This is a genomic window from Sagittula sp. (genome assembly GCF_052825245.1).
This window is the reverse complement of record NZ_JBRBWD010000042.1, coordinates 81,701-101,367: the sequence shown is the minus strand read 5'-3', so window position 1 is coordinate 101,367 and position 19,667 is coordinate 81,701. Positions and strand designations below refer to the sequence as shown.

The window sequence follows — 19,667 nt, the reverse complement described above, 5'->3', positions numbered from 1 at the left end:
GATCGGTTCCTGCTGGGTGAATGAGCCGGTGAAGCGTTCTGTCATGGCGTCATCTGCGCCGAGCCGCGCCGCGGGGTCAATGGGTTTCGCCTGCCCTGCGGCAGGCGATCCGCGGGGGAGGCGCTGCCTCCCCCGGGCCCCCTCCGAGGTATTTCGGCCAAGATGAAGGGGGCGGTCAGCCGATCAGGCGGCGGACCTCTGCCGGGAGTTCGTCGAAATGCGCGATCAGCCCTTCGGGGTTGAGGTCGCGGACCGCTTCGCCTTCGGGAGCGAAGGTGACGAGGATGCAGGGCACGCCGGCGGCCTTCGCCGTCTTGCGGTCGGTGTCGCTGTCGCCCACCAGGACCGAGGTTCCGCGCAGCCCGCCGCAGCGGTCGACCGCCGCCCAGTAGGGCGCCACGTCGGGTTTGCGGGTGGGCAGCGTGTCGGCACCGACGAGCGAGCCGAAGAGGTCGCGCACGCCCAGCGATGTCATCAGTTTCTCGGCCATGGCGGCGGGCTTGTTGGTGCAGATGCCCACCGCGTAGCCGTCGCGGCGCAGCCCCTCGATCTGGTCCACCACGCCCGGGTAGAGCGTCGTGTGGGTGTCGAGCGCGGCCGCATAGGCCTCCAGCAGCGGCTGGTACCAACGCTCCACCGCGTCCACGGAATACTGCCCGGCGCGCTCCAGCCCGACGGTCAGCATCCGCTTGCCGCCCCTCAGCGCCACACCCGCGTCGGCCACCGGGTCGAGCCGCTGGTCGAGGCCCATCCGCTCGAAACAGGCGTTGGCGGCGGCGACGAGGTCGGCGCTGGTGTCCGCAAGCGTTCCGTCCAGATCGAAGATCACACAGCGCGTCATGGTCCTGCCCTCTTGTCCGTTGTTTGTCCGTGGTGGCCCGCCGGGATCGGCGGCCGGTGTCACATCCCGCAACCAAGCGTGACCCTGCCCCGGCTTGTCATGGCCCGTGAAGCCTATAAAACGGCGGGCAGAGAAGAACAAACCAGATCGAGCCCCATGCCCCTAGCCCTGATCGTCCTCGCCGCCGGGAAAGGCACCCGGATGGAGTCCGACCTGCCGAAGGTCCTGCACCGCATCGCCCAGGCGCCCATGCTCTGGCACGCCATGCGCGCCGGGTACCGCCTGGCCCCCGACCACACCATCGTCGTGGCCGGTCACGGCGCCAACGCGGTGGAGGCGGCGGCCAAGGACTACGACCCCGACGCCCACATCGTCCTGCAGACCGAACAGCTGGGCACCGCCCATGCGGTCGGACAGGCGCTGCCCCTGCTCGAGGTCTTCGACGGCGACGTGATCGTGCTATATGGCGACACGCCCTTCATCTCCGAAGAGACGCTGCACGCCATGACGGAGGCGCGGCGCACGCATGACGTGGTGGTGCTGGGCTTCGAGGCCACAGATCCCGCCCGCTACGGACGGCTGGTGACCGACGGCGACGACCTCCTGAAGATCGTCGAGTACAAGGACGCCACCGAGGACGAGCGCGCCATCACGCTGTGCAATTCCGGTGTCGTGGCCGCCGACCGGGCCACCCTGGCCTCGCTGATCGCCGAGGTGGGCAACGACAATGCCTCCGGCGAATTTTACCTGACCGACATCGTGGGCCTCGCCCGGGCGCGCGGCCTGACCGCCACCGTCGTCCGCTGCCCGGAGGCAGAGACGCTGGGCGTCAACTCCCGCGCCGATCTCGCGCAGGCAGAGGCCGCCTTCCAGGCCTACATGCGCGCGCAGGCGATGGAGGACGGCGTGACGCTGGCCGCGCCGGAAACCGTCTTCTTCGCATGGGACACGGTGATCGGCCGCGATGCGGAGGTCGAGCAGAACGTCGTCTTCGGCCCCGGCGTCACGGTAGAGACCGGCGCCCGCATCCGCGCCTTCAGCCACCTCGAGGGCGCGCATGTGTCGCGCGGCGCGGTCGTCGGCCCCTATGCCCGCCTGCGGCCCGGTGCCGAACTGGCAGAGGACGTGCACGTCGGCAACTTCGTCGAGGTGAAGAACGCCGTGCTGCACGAGGGCGTGAAGGCCAACCACCTGACCTACATCGGCGACGCCGAGATCGGCGAGAAGACCAACATCGGCGCGGGCACCATCACCTGTAACTACGACGGCGTCTTCAAGCACCGCACGGTAATTGGAAAGAACGCCTTCATCGGCTCCGACACCATGCTGGTGGCCCCGGTGACGGTGGGCGACGGGGCGATGACCGCCTCCGGCTCCACCATCACGAAGGACGTGCCCGCGGGCGCCATGGCCATCGAACGGGCCGAGATGACGATCAAGGACGGCTTCGCCACCAAGATGTTCAACATGCTGAAGGCCCGCAAGGCCAAGCAGCGGAACTGAGAAGGACACCTGCCATGTGCGGAATCGTCGGCGTTCTCGGGACCCATGAGGTCGCGCCCATCCTCGTCGAGGCGCTGAAGCGTCTCGAATACCGCGGCTACGACAGCGCGGGCATCGCCACGGTGAACGGCGGGCATCTCGACCGCCGCCGCGCCGTGGGCAAGCTGATCAACCTGTCGGACGCGCTGGTGCACGACCCGCTGCGCGGCAAGTCGGGCATCGGTCACACCCGCTGGGCCACCCACGGCGCCCCCTCGGAGCTGAACGCCCACCCGCACAAGTGCGGCCCGGTGGCGGTGGTGCACAACGGCATCATCGAGAACTACAAGGAACTGCGCGAGAAGCTGTCCGAAGCGGGCCTGATGCCCGAGACGGAGACCGACACCGAAACCGTCGCCATGCTGACGCAGCTCCACATGACGCAGGGCAAGTCGCCGGTCGACGCCGCCCTGGCCACCGTCGACGAGCTGGAGGGCGCCTTTGCGCTGGCCTTCCTGTTCGACGGCGAGGAAGACCTGATGGTCGCCGCGCGCAAGGGCAGCCCGCTGGCCGTGGGTCATGGCGAGGGCGAGAACTACGTGGGGTCCGATGCCATCGCGCTCGCCCCGCTGACCAACCGCATCACCTATCTCGAGGAAGGCGACCGCGCCATCCTGACCCGCGAGACGATCGAGATCCGCGACCGCATGGGCCGCCGCGTCAACCGCGAGGCGCGCACCATCAACATGGACGCCGCCCGCGTCGACAAGGGCGGCTACAAGCACTTCATGGCAAAGGAAATCGCCGAGCAGCCCTCGGTCCTGTCCGCCTGCCTGTCCGCCTACCTGACCGAAAGCGGCGTCGCCCTGCCCGATCCGGGCATCGACTTCACCGCCATCGACCGGCTGACCATCTCTGCCTGCGGCACCGCCTACCTTGCGGGTTTCACCGCGAAATACTGGTTCGAGCAGATCGCGGGCCTGCCGGTGGACGTCGATATCGCCTCCGAATTCCGCTACCGCGAGCCGCCGATCCCGCCGAAGACCGCGGCGCTCTTCATCTCCCAGTCGGGCGAGACTGCCGACACGCTGGCCGCGCTGCGCTATTGCCGGGACAAGGCCTCGGCCATCTGGTCGGTGGTCAACGTGCCCGAAAGCTCCATCGCGCGGGAAAGCGACCTGGCCCTGCCGATCCATGCCGGGATCGAGATCGGCGTCGCCTCCACCAAGGCCTTCACCTGCCAGCTGACGGTGCTGCTGCTGCTGGCGCTGAAGGCGGCGGAGGATCGCGGGCGGCTGACGCCCGAGCGGCGCGACGACATCCTGACCGCACTGCGCGCGCTGCCCGGCACCTTCAACGCCGCCCTCGGCCGGGACGAGGTCATAGCCCAGGCCGCCCGCCGCCTGGCGGAAGCGCGCGACATCCTGTTCCTCGGCCGTGGCCTGATGTATCCGCTCGCCCATGAAGGCGCGCTGAAACTGAAGGAAATCAGCTATATACACGCCGAGGCTTATGCGTCGGGCGAACTGAAGCACGGCCCCATCGCGCTGATCGACAAGAACGTGCCGGTGGTGGTTCTGGCGCCGAAGGACAGCCTGTTCGAAAAGACCGTCTCCAACATGCAGGAGGTCATGGCGCGCGGCGGCCAGGTCCTTCTGGTGACCGACAGCGCGGGCGCGGCCATTGCGGGCAACGACGTGTGGAAGGTCATCCAGATGCCCGAGGTGCCGGAGATCCTGACACCCATCCTCTACGCCCTGCCGGCGCAGCTTCTGGCCTACCACACCGCCATTGCGAAGGGCACGGACGTTGACCAGCCGCGCAATCTGGCGAAATCTGTGACGGTGGAGTGACCCCGGAAGGACCGCCGCCATGGCCAAGCAATTCGACCACCTGACCGACCCGATCCGCCGCTTCATCGCCGCGCAGCACATCGTCTTCGTAGCCACGGCAGCGGAAACGGGCCGTGTGAACCTCTCACCCAAGGGGATGGATTCGCTGCGCATCATGGGGCCAAACCGCATCCTCTGGCGCAACCTGACCGGGTCGGGCAACGAGACCGCGGGCCACCTGAAGCGGGTCAACCGCATGACGCTCATGTGGTGCGGGTTCGAAAAGCAGCCGATGATCCTGCGCGCCTACGGCACCGCCCGCACCGTGCAGGAAGGCGACGCAGACTGGTCCGAGCTCAACGGCCTCTTCCCCGAGGAAACCGGCGCGCGGCAGGTCTTCGACATGGCGGTGGACATGGCCCAGACCTCATGCGGCTACGCGGTGCCCTTCTTCGACTACGCGGGCGAACGCGACGTGCTGCACGACTGGGCCGACCGCAAGGGCCGCGACGGCGTGCGCGCCTACTGGGCCGAGAAGAACGCGACCACCATCGACGGCTTCCCCACCGGGACGGCCGCGCCCGCGGACACAGCCCCCCTCGCCTCCGAATGACCGATGCCCCGGCCCGCGCCGCCCCCCTGACGATCGGCGGCTGGCTCGTGCTTCTCGGGGTGGGCATCGTCCTCGCGCCCTTCCTTGTCCTTCTGAACCTCACCACGCTCTGGCGGGACGTCTTCGCCTCCGGCGCGTTCGACATCATGTCCGACACCACCTCCCCCGACTACGACCCGCTCTGGCCGGTGGTGCTGGTGGGCGAACTCGCCTTCCAGGTCATGATGCTTCTGGCGACGCTCCTGCTGGCGGCCTCGTTCTTCAGGCGCAAATGGGCCTTCCCGCGGCTCTACCTCGGCGTCAACCTGATGGCGCTGACCGCGAACCTCGTGGACATCGCGGCGGTGCGCCACCTGCTGCCGGAGCTTCCGCTGTTCGACGGTGCAACGGTGCAGACCTTCGCCAGCCTCGCCATCAGCCTGCTGATATGGACGCCTTACCTCTTCCTCTCGGACCGCGCGCGAAGGACCTTCATCGCATGACCCCCGAAGACGCCCTTTCCGCCCTGCGCGCCCAGTCCGATCCGGAGCGCGCGCCCGGCATGGCCGCCTATCACAAGACCGACCGCCCCTGCCTCGGCACGCCCAACCCGGCGATCAACGACCTGGTAAAGGACTGGCGGCAGGACCTCTCCCTGCCCGAGCGCACCGCACTTGCCGACGGGCTCTGGCAGTCCGGCGTGTTCGAGGCCCGCATCGCCGCCGCCAAGCTCATGACGCAGGCACGGATGCGCCCCTCGGACACGGCGGCCTGGGACCTGATGCTGACATGGGTGCCGGAGTTCGACGGCTGGGCCATCGCTGACCACGCTTGTTCCGCGCTGTCGCGCCGGGTCATGGCCGACCTGACGCGGCTGGACACGCTCGAAGGCTGGACCACTTCCGACCACCTCTGGACAAAGCGCGCGGCGCTGGTCGCCGCCCTGCCGCTGGCCCGCCTGAGCATCCCGAAACCGGAAGAGATCGCCGCGCGCGAACGCGTGCTGGGCTGGGCCGCCGGTTACACGCAGGACGGCGCGTGGTTCATCCAGAAGGCGGTGGGGTGGTGGCTGCGCGACTTGTCCAAACACGACGCCGACAGGGTCCGGGCCTTCCTCGAAACGCATTCCGTTGCCATGAAACCCTTCGCCGTGCGCGAGGCGTCGAAGTACCTCTGACTGCCCGCAACTGGCCGCCCGCCGCGTCACACGGCGGGCACAGCCATGGGAAAAGGCCGGATCAGCCCCCGGCGTAGACCTGGATCGTCGGCAGGTCGGTCAGCGGCGCGCCGATCAGCTGCATCGCCGGAAGCGACAGCCGGCTGCCCGCCGAGGACGGCCCGTCGATCGGGATCAGGTCGACCTGAGAGCTCTTGCCCTTGTATTCCACCCGGCCCTTCTGCGCCGTCGAGACCAGCGGCGTTTCCAGCCAGAACCCCGGCCGCGACGGATCGCCAAGCGAGGCCACGGTATCGCCCAGAAGCTTCTCGCCGCCCGGGTCTGCCGGCTTGGTTGCCGCCGCCTGCTTTTCCTCGGCCGAGGTGGTGTCGAACTGCGCCGCGGTGCGGGCGTTCGCCGGGGGCTTCGGCGCGGCGGTCACCGCCGCATCGCCACGTGCCTGCGGCCGCGACCCGCCCGAGGTCGCCTCTGCCGTTGCGGATTTCTGCGGGGTCTTCGGCTGGAACAGGCCTGCTCCGTCGCCGCACCCCGCCAGTCCAAGCGCCAGTGCGCCTGCCATCGCCACGCGATTCATCATTGGGAAAGTCCTTTTCTGCCCGCATCCTGTCTTACACGCCTTGGCCTTTGGTACACAATCATGCGCGCGCCCTTGCTCATATTCTCGCCGAGGCCTAGGTTCAGGACCATGACGACACCTCTGATCGATCCATTCCAGCGCCCGATTTCCTATCTTCGGGTTTCCGTCACCGACCGCTGCGATTTTCGCTGCGTGTACTGCATGTCGGAAAATATGACCTTCCTGCCCAAGAAGGAACTGCTGACGCTGGAGGAACTGGACCGCATGTGTTCGACCTTCATCCGGCTGGGCGTGGAAAAGCTGCGCATCACCGGGGGCGAACCGCTGGTGCGCCGTGACATCCTGACCTTCTTCCGCGGCATGACCCGGCACCTCGAGGCCGGCGCGCTGAAGGAGCTGACGCTGACCACCAACGGCTCCCAGCTCGGTCGGTTCGCGCAGGACCTCTACGATGCCGGGATGCGCCGGGTGAACGTCTCGCTCGACACGCTGGACGAGACCAAGTTTGCCGAGATCACCCGCTGGGGCCGCCTGCCGCAGGTGCTGAAGGGCATCGACGCCGCGCAGGCCGCGGGCCTCCGGGTCAAGATCAACGCCGTGGCGCTCAAGGGCTTCAACGAGGACGAGCTCTTCCGGATCACCGAATGGTGCGCCGAGCGCGACATGGACCTGACCTGGATCGAGGTCATGCCCATGGGCGATATCGGCAACGAGGACCGTCTGGACCAGTACTGGAAGCTGACCGACCTCCGCGCCCGGCTGGCGGAGCAGTACACCCTGACCGACCTGCCCGAAAGCACCGGCGGCCCGGCCCGCTACGTGCGGCTGGAGGAAACCGGCCAGAAGATCGGCTTCATCACGCCGCTCTCCCACAATTTCTGCGAAAGCTGCAACCGCGTGCGCCTGACCTGCACGGGCGAGCTGTTCATGTGTCTCGGTCAGGAGGACAACGCCGACCTGCGCGCCGCCCTCCGCAACCATCCCGAGAGCGACGCGCCCCTTGAGGCCGCGATCCGCGACGCCATCCGGCTGAAGCCCAAGGGCCACGATTTCGACTATTCCCGCCAGACCGTCGACGGGCGCGTCTCCCGCCACATGAGCCACACCGGCGGCTGATCCCGGCACTCGGTGCGTCTCCGGTCTGCAACCCTGTTCGCGCAGGGCAAGGCAGCCTTGCGTGAATGTCGCGGGCAAACCCCCTGCAATCCCCCGCGTCACGGGTTATGTGTGGACCGTCACAACAACGGAGCGCCCATGTCCTGGTCCTTTCCCGTCGGCCGACTGCTCGGCTCCGAACTCAGGGTGCATGCCACGTTCTTCCTGCTCCTGGGCTGGATCGGCCTGTCGGCCTACAGCAGCGGCGGCACGGCGGCGGCGCTCGACAGCCTGAGTTTCGTCGTCCTGCTCTTCGCCTGCGTGGTGGCGCATGAATACGGCCACGCGCTGATGGCGCGCCGCTTCGGCATCCGCACCCCCGACATCACCCTCCTGCCCATCGGCGGTCTGGCCCGGCTCGACCGGATGCCCGAACGTCCCGCGCAGGAGATCGCCGTGGCGCTGGCGGGCCCGGCTGTGAACGTGGTGATCTGGGCGGTGCTGATCGCGCTCGGCGCCGACACCAGCGTCGACGCGCTCTCGGACCCCACCGCCACCGGCAACCTCGCCGGGCGCATTGCCGCGGTGAACCTGGCGCTCGCGCTGTTCAACATGATCCCCGCCTTCCCGATGGACGGCGGCCGCGTGCTGCGCGCGGCGCTGGCGCTTGGCACCGACCGGGTGCGCGCCACCCGCATCGCCGCCCGCGCAGGCCAGGTCTTCGCGCTGCTGCTGGCGGTCTGGGGCCTGACCTCCGGCAACCTGATCCTGCTGCTGATCGCCGCCTTCGTGATCTTCGCCGCCGAGAGCGAGGCGCAGGACGTCTCTTCCCGCGACATCGCCCGCGGCCTCTACATGCGCGACGCGATGATCACCCAGTTCGAACGGCTTCGCCCCGGCGACACGCTGGGCATGGCGGGCCAGACCCTGATCCGCACCACCCAGCACGAATTCCCCGTGCTGGACGACAACGGCACGCTCCTCGGCTTCCTGACCCGGCAGGCGCTCTTCACCGCCATGGCCGAGGGCAGCACCAACCGCCCCGTGGCCGAGGTCATGACCTCCGAGATCCCGCAACTGGGGCTGGCCGCGCCGCTGGTGCAGGTTCTGGACGCCCTGCAGACCGCGCCCGCCGTGGCCGCCGTCGACCGGCATGGCCGGGTGCTGGGCTACGTCACGTCCGAGAACGTGGGCGAACTGATGGTGCTGCGCCGACCGCGCTGAGCCGGGACGCTCACCGCGCCGCAAGCTGCTCCTGCAGAAGCCCCGCCACCGCATCGCGCGGCACGTCCGAGGTGACGAACGCCGCGCCAATGCCGCGCGCGAGAATAAAGTTCAAACGCCCGTCCACCACCTTCTTGTCCTGGCCCATGAGGTCCAGCAGCGCATCCGCATCCGGCAGGTCGCCGGGAATGTCGCGCAGGTCGCGCTTCATGCCCGCCTCCGCCAGCAGCGCGCGGGCCCGGCTCGGGTCCTCCTGCGCACAAAGGCCAAGCCGGGCGGACAGCTCGAACGCCAGCGCGCAGCCGATCGCCACCCCCTCGCCGTGCAGCAGCCGGTCGGAATAGCCCGTCGCCGATTCGAACGCATGGCAGAAGGTGTGCCCGAGATTCAGCAGCGCGCGGTCGCCCTGCTCCGTCTCGTCGCGCAACACGATCTCCGCCTTCATCTCGACCGAGCGTTTGACCGCGTGCTGCCGCGCCGCGCGGTCGCCCCCGATCAGCGCGGCGGCGTTCTCTTCCAGCCAGCCAAAGAACGCGGCGTCGCCGAGAAGCCCGTATTTCACCACTTCGCCCATCCCGGCGCGGAAGTCGCGCGGGGTCAGCGTGTCCAGCACGCCGATGTCCGCCAGCACCAGCGACGGCTGGTGGAACGCGCCGATCAGGTTCTTGCCCTGCGGCGCGTTGATGCCGGTCTTGCCGCCCACAGAACTGTCCACCTGCGCCAGAAGCGAGGTCGGTATCTGCACAAAGCGCACGCCCCGCCGCAGCACCGCGGCGGCAAAGCCCACGAGGTCGCCGATGACGCCCCCGCCAAGCGCGATCACGATGTCGCGCCGCTCAACCTTCTGTTCCAGCAACCATTCCACGGTGCGGGTGAACTGCGGCCAGCTCTTCGTCGCCTCGCCCGGCGGCAGGGTCAGCGCGACGCTGGCGATTCCCTCGGCCGACAGCGCCGTTTCCAGCGCCGAAAGATGCGCCGCGGCCACGGTTTCGTCGGTCACGATGGCCACGCGCGGCCGTCTCAGCAGCGGCGCGATCTCTGCGCCGGCCCGCGCCAGCAAACCTTCGCCGATGCGCACGTCATAGGCCCGCCCCGGCAGCGGCACGCTTACGGTTTCGGTCATGGGCGTTCCTCCAGTACATCCGGGCGCTCTGCCAGCAGGGCATCCGCCACGCGCGCCGCCATCTTCTCAAGCGACATGCCGGGCTCCGAGCGCACGGCCAGGTCGGCCAGCGCATAGATCGGCACCCGCCGGTCATACAGCCCGCGCAGCGTGCCCTTGGGATCTTCGGTCTTCAGAAGCGGCCGGGTGTCCTTCTGGCGCACCCGGTCCCACAACAGCTCCAGGTCGGCGTTCAGCCAGACGGACACGCCCCGCGCCGAGATCATCTTGCGGTTGGCCTCCGACATGAAGGCGCCGCCGCCGGTCGACAGCACGCCGGGCGCACCGTCCAGCAGCCGCCCGATGATCTGGCTTTCCTTGCGACGAAAGAAATCCTCGCCGTCGCGGGCAAATATCTCTGCTATGTTCATCTGCGCCGCGACCTCGATCTCGTGGTCCGAGTCGCGGAATTTCACGCCAAGCCGCGCCGCGAGGGTCCGTCCCACAGCGGTCTTGCCGGCGCCCATCATGCCGACGAAAACAACGGTCTTGTGCAGGATCAAACCCTTGTGAAAGGTGCCTTCGGCCATTCCTTGCCCATGTCTTGCCTGTTGCGTGAATGACGTGAACGGGACAAAAAGGCTAGGTATAAACGCGAAAAAAGGTGAGGCAGGGGGTGCCCATATGGGCCGACTGATAAAGTGGCTTTTCTATCTGCTCGTACTGGGGGTGATCGCTTTGACGGCGTACGCCTATGTCGGGCCGTATTTCGGTGCGGACTTCAGCCCGCCACAGGCGGAAATCCGGGTGCCGGTCGAACTGGAAGAGGAATGACATGGGCAGAGGGCCGATGAACCCGAACAGGATTCGGCGGGCGGCCCTCGGCGGGACCGCCGTGCTTGCCATGGGAATAGCCCTGGCAGCGGGCGCCGTGGCCCAGACCGAACCCGTGGCACAGGGCGCGCTGCCGCCCTCGGTGGAAACATCGCCCCTGTCAGAGGCGGACCCGAGCGCCGCGGGCCTTTTATCGCCCGCCACGACCGGGCTGCCGGTGACCCTGTGGAAGGCGTCGGACCCGGCGAACCTCGCCGTGCTGATCGCCGCGGTGGAACTGCCCGTCCCCGCCATGCAGCGGCTGATGCGCACGCTGATCCTCACCGAGGCGGAACCGCCCGCGGGCGACGCGCGGCTGGCCTTCCTCGACGGGCGGCTCAACTGGCTGACCTCTCAGGGCGCGGTCGAGGAGGCGCTGGCCCTTCTCGATATCACCGGGGTCGATGACCCGCGGCTCTTTGCCCATTGGGTCGACCTCTCGCTGTTGCTGGGGCAATCCGAACCCGTCTGCGACAAGCTCGAAGTGCAGCCGAGGCTCTCGTCGGACCTGTCGCTCCGGGTGTTCTGCACCGCGCGCAAGGGCGACTGGGAACGCGCCGCGCTGATCCTGCAAAGCGCCCGCACGCTGGGCGACATCAGCGGACGCCGGGCCGAACTGCTGACCCGCTTCCTCGATCCGGAGGCGGGCGACGGGCGCGCGCTCCTGCCGCCGGTCCGCCCCTCGCCGCTGGAATTCCGCCTGTTCGAGGCCCTGGGCGAACCGCTGCCGACGGCGCCGCTGCCCCTGCCCTTCGCGGTGCTCGACCTGTCGGGCGACAACGGCTGGCGCACCCAGATCGAGGCCGCCGAACGGCTGGCCCGCGCGGGCAGCCTGCCGCCGAACCGGCTTCTGGGGATCTACACGCTGCGGCGGCCCGCCGCCTCCGGCGGGATCTGGGACCGGGTGAAGGCGCTTCAGGATTTCGAGGCGGCGCTGGAACGCGGCGTCCCCGAAGGCGTGGCCCGCGCGCTGGTGCAGGTCTGGCCGCAGATGGCCCATGCGCGGATGCTCTCTCCCTTCGCCGACCTCTACGCCGAGGACATCGCCGAGGTGGACGTGAACGGCCGCGCGCAGCAGATGGCCCGCCGCGCCCGCTTCCTCACCGCCGGGTACGAGGACCTGTCCCTCACCCTCGAAGACGACGACGGGCGCGAGGCGCGCTTCCTCACCGACATCGCCCGCGGCATCGCCCCGGACGAACTCCCGTCCCTGCCCCATGCCGAAGCCGTGGCCGCCGGCTTCACCGAGGGCGCGGCCATGCCGCAGGTGCTGGCCACCCAGCTCGACAGCGGCCGTCTGGGCGAGGTCATCCTGCGGGCCATGGCGCTCTTCGCCTCCGGCGCGGAGGGCAATGGCCAGGACCTGACCGACGCCATCGCCACCTTCCGCGCCCTCGGGCTCGAGGACACTGCCCGCCGGGCCGCCCTCGAACTGATGATCCTCGACGCGGAGCGTGCCCTGCAATGACGCTCGCCCCGTCCCGCTGGCTGCCGCTCTTCCTCGAAGCCATGGCGGCAGAGCGCGGCGCAGCCGCCAACACGCTCGCCGCCTACCAGCGCGACCTCACCCATGTCGCCGACTGGCTCACCGACCACGCGCTCGACTTCGCCACCGCGCAGAAGAAGGACGTCGAATCCTACCTCGTCGACTGCGACACGCTGGGCCTTTCGCGTGCCACCCGCGCCCGCCGCCTGTCGGCGATCAAGCAGATCTACCGCTTCGCCTTCGAGGAGGGCCTGCGCGAGGACAACCCCGCGGTCCAGATCGCCGGCCCCGGCCGCGAGAAGCGCCTGCCCAAGACGCTCTCCGTCGAACAGGTGGACCGGCTGCTCGACGCCGCCGCCATCCACGGCCGGACCGAAGCCGACCGCGCCCGCAACGCCTGCCTGATGCAGGTGCTCTACGCCACCGGCATGCGCGTCACCGAACTGGTCTCGCTCCCCGTCTCCGCCGCGCGCGGCGACCCGAGGATGCTGCTGATCCGCGGCAAGGGCGGCAAGGAACGCATGGTGCCCCTGTCCCCCCCTGCGCGAGAGGCGCTGGCCACATGGCTCTCCGCCCGCGACGCCGCCGCGTCGGAGGCGCAGATCGCCACCGGCGCCGTCCCCTCGCCCTTCCTCTTCCCCTCGCACGGCAAGGCCGGGCACCTGACGCGCCATGCCTTCTACATGCTGATCAAGGAATTCGCGCTCGAAGCGGGCGTCCCCCCGTCGGAGGTGACGCCCCACACGCTCCGCCACGCCTTTGCCACGCACCTCTTGGCCAACGGCGCGGACCTGCGGGCGATCCAGACCCTGCTGGGCCACGCCGACGTCGCCACGACAGAGATCTACACCCATGTTCTCGAGGAACGCCTCCGCGACCTCGTGATGGACCACCATCCGATGGCGAAGGACTGACCGCCCCCGGCAAGGCGCACCGCTAAAGCCCCCGGGCCCACCCGGCACAGGCGCGCGCGGCGGCACTCAGGTGATCCGCCTGCGTCAGGCCGGTGACCCGCCTGCGCGGCGCGAAATCGTGGTCGCCGTCCTCCAGCCAGTGCAGCGCGATCCGCTCCGACAGCGCGTAGCCCGCCACCTCTTCTTGCGTGCCGAAGGGGTCGCGGGTGCCCTGGCAGATCAGCGCGGGCGTCCGCAGCTCTGCCAGATGTTCGGTGCGCAGCTTCTCCGGCTTGCCCTGCGGGTGGAACGGGTAGCCGAAACAGGCCAGCCCCGCGATCCGCCCCGCCGCAAACGCCTCGTCGGCGATCAGCGAGGCCACGCGCCCGCCCATCGACTTGCCGCCGATGACCACCCGGCCCGCGCCCGGCAGATCCGCCAGCGCCGCCGCGTATTCCGCGCTCAGCACCTCGACCTTCGGCGGCGGCCGCTTCGGCCCGCCCGTGCGCCGCGCCGCCATGTAGGCGAACTCGAACCGCGCCACGCGCAGGCCGCAGCCCGCCAGCGCCGTCGCCAGTCCCGCCATGAACGGCGTGTCCATCGCCGCCCCCGCGCCATGCGCCAGAAGCACCGTTACCGGGGCCCCGGCCTCGCCATCGAACAGAAACCGTGTCACGTCTTGCTCCTTCTCCGGCCCCGGGCCGCCAGCGCCCCTTGAACCGCCGCGCCAGCACACCCATAACCGGCCAGAGCAAGGAGAACACCCCTCATGGACCCGCAGACCGGAACCCTCGACGCCGCCTTCTGGATCACCTCCGGCGCGATCCTCGGCCTCATCATGCTGTCCGCCTTCTTTTCCGGGTCGGAGACGGCGCTGACCGCCGCCTCGCGCGGGAAACTGCGCGCTGCTTCCGACAGGGGATCTTCGGGCGCCGAACGCGCGCTGCGGATCACCGAGGACAACGAACGACTGATCGGCTCCGTCCTTCTGGGCAACAACCTGGTGAACATCCTCGCCACCTCGCTGGCGACCGCGCTCTTCACCAACCTCTTCGGCGACAGCGGCGTCGCCTGGGCCACGCTCTTCATGACGCTGCTCGTGCTGATCTTCGCCGAGGTGCTGCCCAAGACCTACGCCATCACCAACCCCGAAACCGCCGCCGCCCGTGTGGCCGCGCCCATCGCGGTGGTGATCCGGCTGTTCTCGCCCGTTGTCTCCGCCGTGCGCCTGCTGGTCCGGGGCGTGCTGCGCGTCTTCGGCGTGCGCACCGATCCCGACAGCCAGATCCTCGCCGTCCGCGAGGAGATCGCCGGCGCCCTGCACCTCGGCCACTCCGAAGGCGTGGTGCAGAAGGAGGACCGCGACCGCATCCTCGGCGCGCTCGACCTCGGCGACCGCACCGTCGAAGAGATCATGCTCCACCGCTCCAACATCGAGATGATCGACGCCGACACGCCGCCACAGGACATCCTGCAGCAGTGCCTCGAATCGAGCCACACCCGCCTGCCCGTCTTCCGTGGCGACCCGGAAAACATCATCGGCATGATCCACGCCAAGGACCTGCTGCGCGCGATGTACAAGCTGACCACCGGCGAAAAGGACATCGCCGAGGCGCTGGCAGGCTTCAAGATCACCGACGTGATGATGAAGCCCTACTTCGTGCCGGACACCACCGCGCTGGACGAACAGATGCGGCAGTTCCTGCGCCGCCGGACCCACTTCGCGCTGGTGGTGGACGAATACGGCTCGCTTCAGGGTCTGATCACGCTCGAGGACATCCTCGAGGAGATCGTGGGCGAGATCGCGGACGAACACGACCCGCAGGCCGACCACCAGATCCTGCGCACCGACGACGGCCAGTTCCTCGTCGACGGCAACATGACGATCCGCGACTTCAACCGCGCCACCGACTTCACCCTGCCCGACGACGAGGCCAACACCGTTGCCGGTCTGGTGATCTACGAGTCGCAGGTGATCCCGACCGTCGGCCAGGTGTTCAGCTTCCACGGTTTCCGGTTCGAGGTCCTCGCGCGCGAGAACAACCGCATCACCAAGCTGAAGATCATGCCGCTCTGACAGCCACGGGGCGCGACGGTCCGTAGGCCGGAGTTTCACTCCGGCGCGCCGTCCGGATGCGGCAAAAGCGCCGTTTACCGGCTGGCAAGGGTTTCCCGCTGCGCTGCGGCGTAAAGGGTTAACAACCGGCCGGTTCAGGTGGTCGAAACGGCCGGTTCACCCCTTACAGCGCGTCAACCTCGGTGAACGAACGGTTGCCGGGGGGCGGGTCTTCACCGGATTTCAATCTGTCCTGGCCCTGCCGCGCGCCCGGTTAACCGGGCCTTCCCATGGGGTGTGCGCAGGGCCTGTTTTTGTCGGGATTTCGGCGCGCAAAATGCACCCTGACGGCGGTGGCACCCGACCGTCAGGGTGCCGTCCGACCGGGCTCTGGTATCCGGCCGGACGGGCTTTTTTCGGGTACGTCCTGAGGGTTTGTCGCGGGGGAGGTAAACGGGAAAGAAAGTGGTAACATCAGTACGAAATATGCACATCGGGAACAGTCCCCCGCGACCTGTACAGATTACCACCCGCCTGACGTAAGGTCTTCTGCGCTAGCGTTTATTCCGCGTGAATAATGCCTCAGCCCCCTTCTCGCCGCTCTGCCGCACGCTCCAGCCGGACGCGGTCCTGCTCCCAGTCCAGCGCCTGTTTCGCCCGCTCCAGATACTCGTCCGCCCGCGCTTTCGCCGCCGCGCAAAGCTCCGGATCGGGATGGCGCATCAGACCGCCCAGCACCTTCTGCAGGCGCTCCTGCACCTCCCGCACCGCGGCCCCGTCGCGCGCCACCGAATCGAAGGCGTCGCCGATCAGAACCTCCGCATCCAGCGGCCTTGCATGCAGCCGGGGATGCAGCGCCTCGCCGTCCCCCTCCGTCTCATCCCGATACGCCGACAGGATCCGCCCACACCGGTTGATCACATCGATCGCCGTCCCCGGATCGTTGATCCCCGGCGACAGCGCCTTCGACCCGATCTGCGCCATGGTCATCAGCCCGAATCGCGGGTCCTGATCGTAGGTGCGTTCGTCTCCGATGATGATGTTCAGGTGCAGCGCCTCGGACAGCCGTTCGCGCGTCTCCTCATCCGCATCGCCCAGCCCGCAGACCTTCGCCAGCGGCGACCGCAGGAAGGCGAAATCCCCAATCTCGGCAAGGAGATAGATGTCGCACTTCAACTCTTCTGCCAGTTTCTGCAGCGGCTCCGGATGGATCATCTGGATATAGCCGGTCTCGGGCGTGGCGACGACGAACCCGTCCTCCGGCACGTCTCCGGTCAGCGGCACGGCGCCCAGGCACGGCGTGTCCAGCCGCTGGCGGAACTGCAGCGCCGTCTTGTCCTCCACCTGGCGGGCGGAACTGATCAGACTGCCCAGCGACTGCAGGTGCTGCATCCAGCGGATCAGAGACCAGACGATCAGCGCCAGCATGAAAACCGTGACGACAAACATCACCAGCGCCTTCTCGTCGCCGATATAGCTGACCTCGCGCAGCACGATGGCGGTCAGTGCGTAGACGTAACTGCTGATAAAGGTGGCCAGCGTATTCTGCGTGACCGTGTCCTGCCGGATCAGTTGCTGCAGCCGCGGCGTGAACTGCGAGGCGGTGGCGTGGTTCGTCGACACCATGACCGTCAGCGAGAACGTGGTGACCGTCAGCATGGCCGCGGCGATGATGTCCAGCAGCCGGTCGACGGACGACCCCGCGATCAGGCTTTGCCACTCTTCCGGCAGGACCCGTTCCACGAGTTGCGACAGCGGGATCACCGCCACCGCCAAGAGGCCGAAGGCGGTGACGCGCACCCAGAGGCGCCGAAGGTGGCCACGCAGCACGCGCACCGCCTTTTTCGGAAGAGAGAACAAGGATTTCATCCCCGCAGACGTAACACGTCCACCGGCGTTGCCCAGCCCCGTAGTCGCGACATCATGCGTCGCATTCGTGCTAGGCACCGCTTCTGCCGCGTTTAAGCTCGGGTGCAACGAACAGGGAGTCCGCCATGAAATCCACCACCCGCGTCGTCGTGATCGGAGGCGGCGTCGTCGGCTGCTCCGTCCTCTACCACCTGACAAAGCTGGGCTGGTCGGACGTCATGCTGCTGGAGCGGTCGGAGCTCACCTCGGGCTCCACCTGGCACGCGGCGGGCGGCTTCCACACGCTGAACGGCGACACCAACATGGCGGCGCTGCAGGGTTATACGATCCGGCTTTATCGCGAACTGGAAGAGCTGACCGGCATGTCCTGCGGGCTGCACCACGTGGGCGGCATCACCCTTGCCGACAACCGCGACCGCTTCGACATGCTGGTCGCCGAACGGGCCAAACACCGCTACATGGGGCTCGAGACGGAGATCGTCGGCCCCGAGGAGATCGCAAAGCTCGCCCCTATCGTGAACCTCGACGGGATAATCGGCGCGCTCTACGACCCGCTCGACGGGCACCTCGATCCCTCCGGCACGACCCATGCCTATGCCAGGGCCGCGCGCATGGGCGGCGCCGAAATTCACCTGCATACCAAGGTGTTGGAGACCAATGCTCGACCGGATGGCACATGGGACGTGGTCACCGACAAGGGCACGATCCACACCGAGCATGTGGTCAACGCCGGCGGCCTATGGGCACGTGAGGTCGGGGCGATGGCGGGCGTCTACCTGCCGCTGCACCCGATGGAACACCAGTACCTCGTGACCGAGGAAACCCCCGAGATCTACCAACGCGACAGCGAACACCCGCACGTCATGGACCCCGCCGGGGAAAGCTACCTGCGGCAGGAAGGGCGCGGCCTGTGCATTGGTTTCTACGAGCAGCCCTGCCGCCCTTGGGCCGTCGACGGCACGCCCTGGGACTTCGGCCACGAACTGCTGCCCGACGATTTCGACAAGATCGAGGATTCGATCAGCTTCGCCTTCCGCCGGTTCCCGGTGCTGGAGCGCGCCGGGATCAAGTCGGTGATCCACGGCCCCTTCACCTTCGCCCCCGACGGCAACCCTCTGGTCGGCCCGATCCCGGGGATGCGCGGCTACTGGTCGGCCTGCGGCGTCATGGCGGGCTTCAGCCAGGGCGGCGGCGTCGGCCTGATGCTGGCGCAATGGATGACCCACGGAGAATGCGAACGCGACGTGTCGGCCCTCGACGTGGCGCGGTTCGGAGAGTGGATTTCACCCGGGTACACCCTGCCGAAAGTCATTGAAAATTATCAGAAACGCTTCTCAGTCAGCTACCCGAACGAAGAACTGCCCGCCGCGCGCCCGCTGCGCACCTCGCCGATGTACGACATCTTCGACGGCATGGGCGCGGTCTGGGGCGCGCAATACGGGCTGGAGGTGGCGAACTACTTTGCCGAAGGGGACGAGCCGCGGTACGAGACACCGTCGTTCCGCCGCTCCAACGCATGGGAAGCCACGGCGCGCGAGGTCCGTGCCGTGCGTCAAGCCTGCGGCATCAACGAGGTGCACAACTTCGGCAAGTACCGGGTGACCGGCCCGAACGCGCGCGCATGGCTGGATCATGTCATGGCGGGCCGCATTCCGAAACCGGGCCGCCTGTCGCTGACGCCGATGCTGTCGCATGCCGGGCGGATCATCGGCGACTTCACCGTGGCCTGCCTTTCGGAAACGGAATTCCGCCTGACCGCATCCTACGGCGCGCAGGCCTATCACATGCGCTGGTTCCTGCAGCATCAACAGGACGGCGCAACCATCGAGAATATCAGCGATTCCTCCACCGGCTTTCAGCTTGCCGGACCCAAGGCGCGGGACATCCTGCAGGCCTGCACCCGCACCGACCTGTCGGACATGCGGTTCCTCGACGTGCGGCGGATGACGGTGGGCATGACCGACTGCCTCGTGCAGCGGGTCTCCTACACCGGCGATCTGGGGTTCGAGATATATTGCGATCCTATGAACCAGCGGCAGTTGTGGCAGACGCTCTGGACCGCGGGCCAGCCGCACGGGCTGAAACCGTTCGGGATGCGCGCCATGATGAGCCTGCGGCTGGATCGCTTCTTCGGTTCCTGGGGGCGCGAATACGGGCCGGACTATACCGCCGCCGAGACGGGGCTGGACCGGTTCATCCGGTGGGACAAGGACTTCATCGGCAAGGCCGCCGCGGAGGCAGAGCGCGCCTCTCCCCCGGACCGGCAGCTTGTGGTCTTCGAGGTTGACGCCGCCGATGCCGACGTCACCGCCTATGAGCCGGTCTGGATCGACGGCGCGGTGCGCGGCTTCTGCACGTCGGGCGGCTACTCGCACTGGCTGGAAAAGTCGATCGCCTACGCCCTGATCCCGCGCAGCGACCTGCGCGACGACCTTGTGGCAGAGATCGAGATCCTCGGGCGAAGATGCACGGCAAGGTTGCAATCCGCGCCACTGTTCGACGTCGAGGGCACCCGACTGCGTGGGTAAATCAAGGCTTTAGGGCGCTGCATGGGCGCACAGTCGATCA

18 protein-coding genes are annotated in these 19,667 nt (G+C 68.1%); 12 read left to right on the top strand and 6 right to left on the bottom strand.

From position 1 onward, the window contains the following. Positions 1–175: 175 nt before the first annotated feature. The gene (locus tag ACU0DV_RS18825) at positions 176–841 is read right to left on the bottom strand and encodes an HAD hydrolase-like protein (protein ID WP_446241474.1); all 666 of its coding nucleotides are present in this window, start codon (positions 839–841) and stop codon (positions 176–178) included. A gap of 156 nt (positions 842–997) precedes the next feature. Between ACU0DV_RS18825 and glmU the strand changes: the two genes are divergently transcribed. From glmU to ACU0DV_RS18800, 5 genes are read left to right on the top strand one after another with little or no spacing between them, the layout of a single operon-like run. Then, the gene (glmU, locus tag ACU0DV_RS18820; RefSeq protein WP_446241475.1) at positions 998–2,344 is read left to right on the top strand and encodes a bifunctional UDP-N-acetylglucosamine diphosphorylase/glucosamine-1-phosphate N-acetyltransferase GlmU; all 1,347 of its coding nucleotides are present in this window, start codon (positions 998–1,000) and stop codon (positions 2,342–2,344) included. A 14-nt stretch (positions 2,345–2,358) separates the two neighbouring features. Then, positions 2,359–4,176, top strand: a complete 1,818-nt coding sequence (gene glmS, locus ACU0DV_RS18815) for a glutamine--fructose-6-phosphate transaminase (isomerizing) (RefSeq protein WP_283980422.1) — start codon at positions 2,359–2,361, stop codon at positions 4,174–4,176. Positions 4,177–4,195: 19 nt separating this feature from the next. Continuing rightward, positions 4,196–4,768 carry a pyridoxamine 5'-phosphate oxidase family protein gene (locus ACU0DV_RS18810; protein WP_446241477.1) on the top strand — a complete coding sequence of 191 codons (573 nt, stop codon included), beginning with the start codon at positions 4,196–4,198 and terminating at the stop codon, positions 4,766–4,768. Next, positions 4,765–5,250: a DUF2569 domain-containing protein gene (locus tag ACU0DV_RS18805; protein WP_446241478.1), complete on the top strand. Its 486-nt coding sequence runs from the start codon at positions 4,765–4,767 to the stop codon at positions 5,248–5,250. Before ACU0DV_RS18810 ends, ACU0DV_RS18805 begins: the two co-directional genes overlap by 4 nt. After that, entirely contained in the window at positions 5,247–5,924 is a 678-nt protein-coding gene (locus ACU0DV_RS18800) for a DNA alkylation repair protein (protein ID WP_446241479.1), read from the top strand. Before ACU0DV_RS18805 ends, ACU0DV_RS18800 begins: the two co-directional genes overlap by 4 nt. Before the next feature lie 61 nt (positions 5,925–5,985). Here ACU0DV_RS18800 and ACU0DV_RS18795 read toward each other — a convergent pair whose 3' ends face one another. Continuing rightward, on the bottom strand, positions 5,986–6,501 hold the full coding sequence (locus ACU0DV_RS18795) for a hypothetical protein (protein ID WP_100930186.1): 516 nt from the start codon (positions 6,499–6,501) through the stop codon (positions 5,986–5,988). A 108-nt stretch (positions 6,502–6,609) separates the two neighbouring features. Here ACU0DV_RS18795 and moaA point away from each other — a divergent pair, with 108 nt between their 5' ends. Further along, a complete protein-coding gene (gene moaA, locus ACU0DV_RS18790; protein ID WP_100930185.1) occupies positions 6,610–7,617 on the top strand; it encodes a GTP 3',8-cyclase MoaA in 1,008 nt (335 codons plus the stop codon). A 138-nt stretch (positions 7,618–7,755) separates the two neighbouring features. Continuing rightward, positions 7,756–8,820, top strand: coding sequence for a site-2 protease family protein (locus ACU0DV_RS18785; RefSeq protein ID WP_446241480.1), 1,065 nt, complete (start codon positions 7,756–7,758; stop codon positions 8,818–8,820). A gap of 10 nt (positions 8,821–8,830) precedes the next feature. Here ACU0DV_RS18785 and aroB read toward each other — a convergent pair whose 3' ends face one another. Beyond that, positions 8,831–9,943, bottom strand: a complete 1,113-nt coding sequence (gene aroB / locus ACU0DV_RS18780; RefSeq protein WP_446241481.1) for a 3-dehydroquinate synthase — start codon at positions 9,941–9,943, stop codon at positions 8,831–8,833. After that, on the bottom strand, positions 9,940–10,512 hold the full coding sequence (locus ACU0DV_RS18775; protein ID WP_100930182.1) for a shikimate kinase: 573 nt from the start codon (positions 10,510–10,512) through the stop codon (positions 9,940–9,942). Before ACU0DV_RS18775 ends, aroB begins: the two co-directional genes overlap by 4 nt. A gap of 94 nt (positions 10,513–10,606) precedes the next feature. Between ACU0DV_RS18775 and ACU0DV_RS18770 the strand changes: the two genes are divergently transcribed. Genes ACU0DV_RS18770 through ACU0DV_RS18760 form a run of 3 tightly spaced genes read left to right on the top strand, consistent with a single transcriptional unit; the run spans position 10,607 to position 13,195 of the window. Then, positions 10,607–10,756 carry a hypothetical protein gene (locus tag ACU0DV_RS18770; protein WP_198521754.1) on the top strand — a complete coding sequence of 50 codons (150 nt, stop codon included), beginning with the start codon at positions 10,607–10,609 and terminating at the stop codon, positions 10,754–10,756. Between the two features lies 1 nt (position 10,757). Continuing rightward, positions 10,758–12,263 carry a hypothetical protein gene (locus ACU0DV_RS18765; protein WP_446241482.1) on the top strand — a complete coding sequence of 502 codons (1,506 nt, stop codon included), beginning with the start codon at positions 10,758–10,760 and terminating at the stop codon, positions 12,261–12,263. Beyond that, positions 12,260–13,195 carry a site-specific tyrosine recombinase XerD gene (locus tag ACU0DV_RS18760; RefSeq protein WP_446241483.1) on the top strand — a complete coding sequence of 312 codons (936 nt, stop codon included), beginning with the start codon at positions 12,260–12,262 and terminating at the stop codon, positions 13,193–13,195. Before ACU0DV_RS18765 ends, ACU0DV_RS18760 begins: the two co-directional genes overlap by 4 nt. A 22-nt stretch (positions 13,196–13,217) precedes the next feature. Here the strand turns inward: ACU0DV_RS18760 and ACU0DV_RS18755 are convergent, their stop codons facing one another. Further along, on the bottom strand, positions 13,218–13,850 hold the full coding sequence (locus tag ACU0DV_RS18755) for an alpha/beta family hydrolase (protein WP_446241484.1): 633 nt from the start codon (positions 13,848–13,850) through the stop codon (positions 13,218–13,220). 93 nt (positions 13,851–13,943) lie between these two features. Between ACU0DV_RS18755 and ACU0DV_RS18750 the strand changes: the two genes are divergently transcribed. Further along, entirely contained in the window at positions 13,944–15,251 is a 1,308-nt protein-coding gene (locus ACU0DV_RS18750; protein WP_283980431.1) for an HlyC/CorC family transporter, read from the top strand. A 561-nt stretch (positions 15,252–15,812) separates the two neighbouring features. Here the strand turns inward: ACU0DV_RS18750 and ACU0DV_RS18745 are convergent. Then, complete coding sequence (locus tag ACU0DV_RS18745; protein WP_254698210.1) at positions 15,813–17,090, bottom strand: DUF2254 domain-containing protein; 1,278 nt, start codon at positions 17,088–17,090, stop codon at positions 15,813–15,815. Between the two features lie 134 nt (positions 17,091–17,224). Between ACU0DV_RS18745 and ACU0DV_RS18740 the strand changes: the two genes are divergently transcribed. Beyond that, on the top strand, positions 17,225–19,627 hold the full coding sequence (locus ACU0DV_RS18740; protein WP_446241485.1) for a GcvT family protein: 2,403 nt from the start codon (positions 17,225–17,227) through the stop codon (positions 19,625–19,627). Positions 19,628–19,667: the final 40 nt, after the last annotated feature.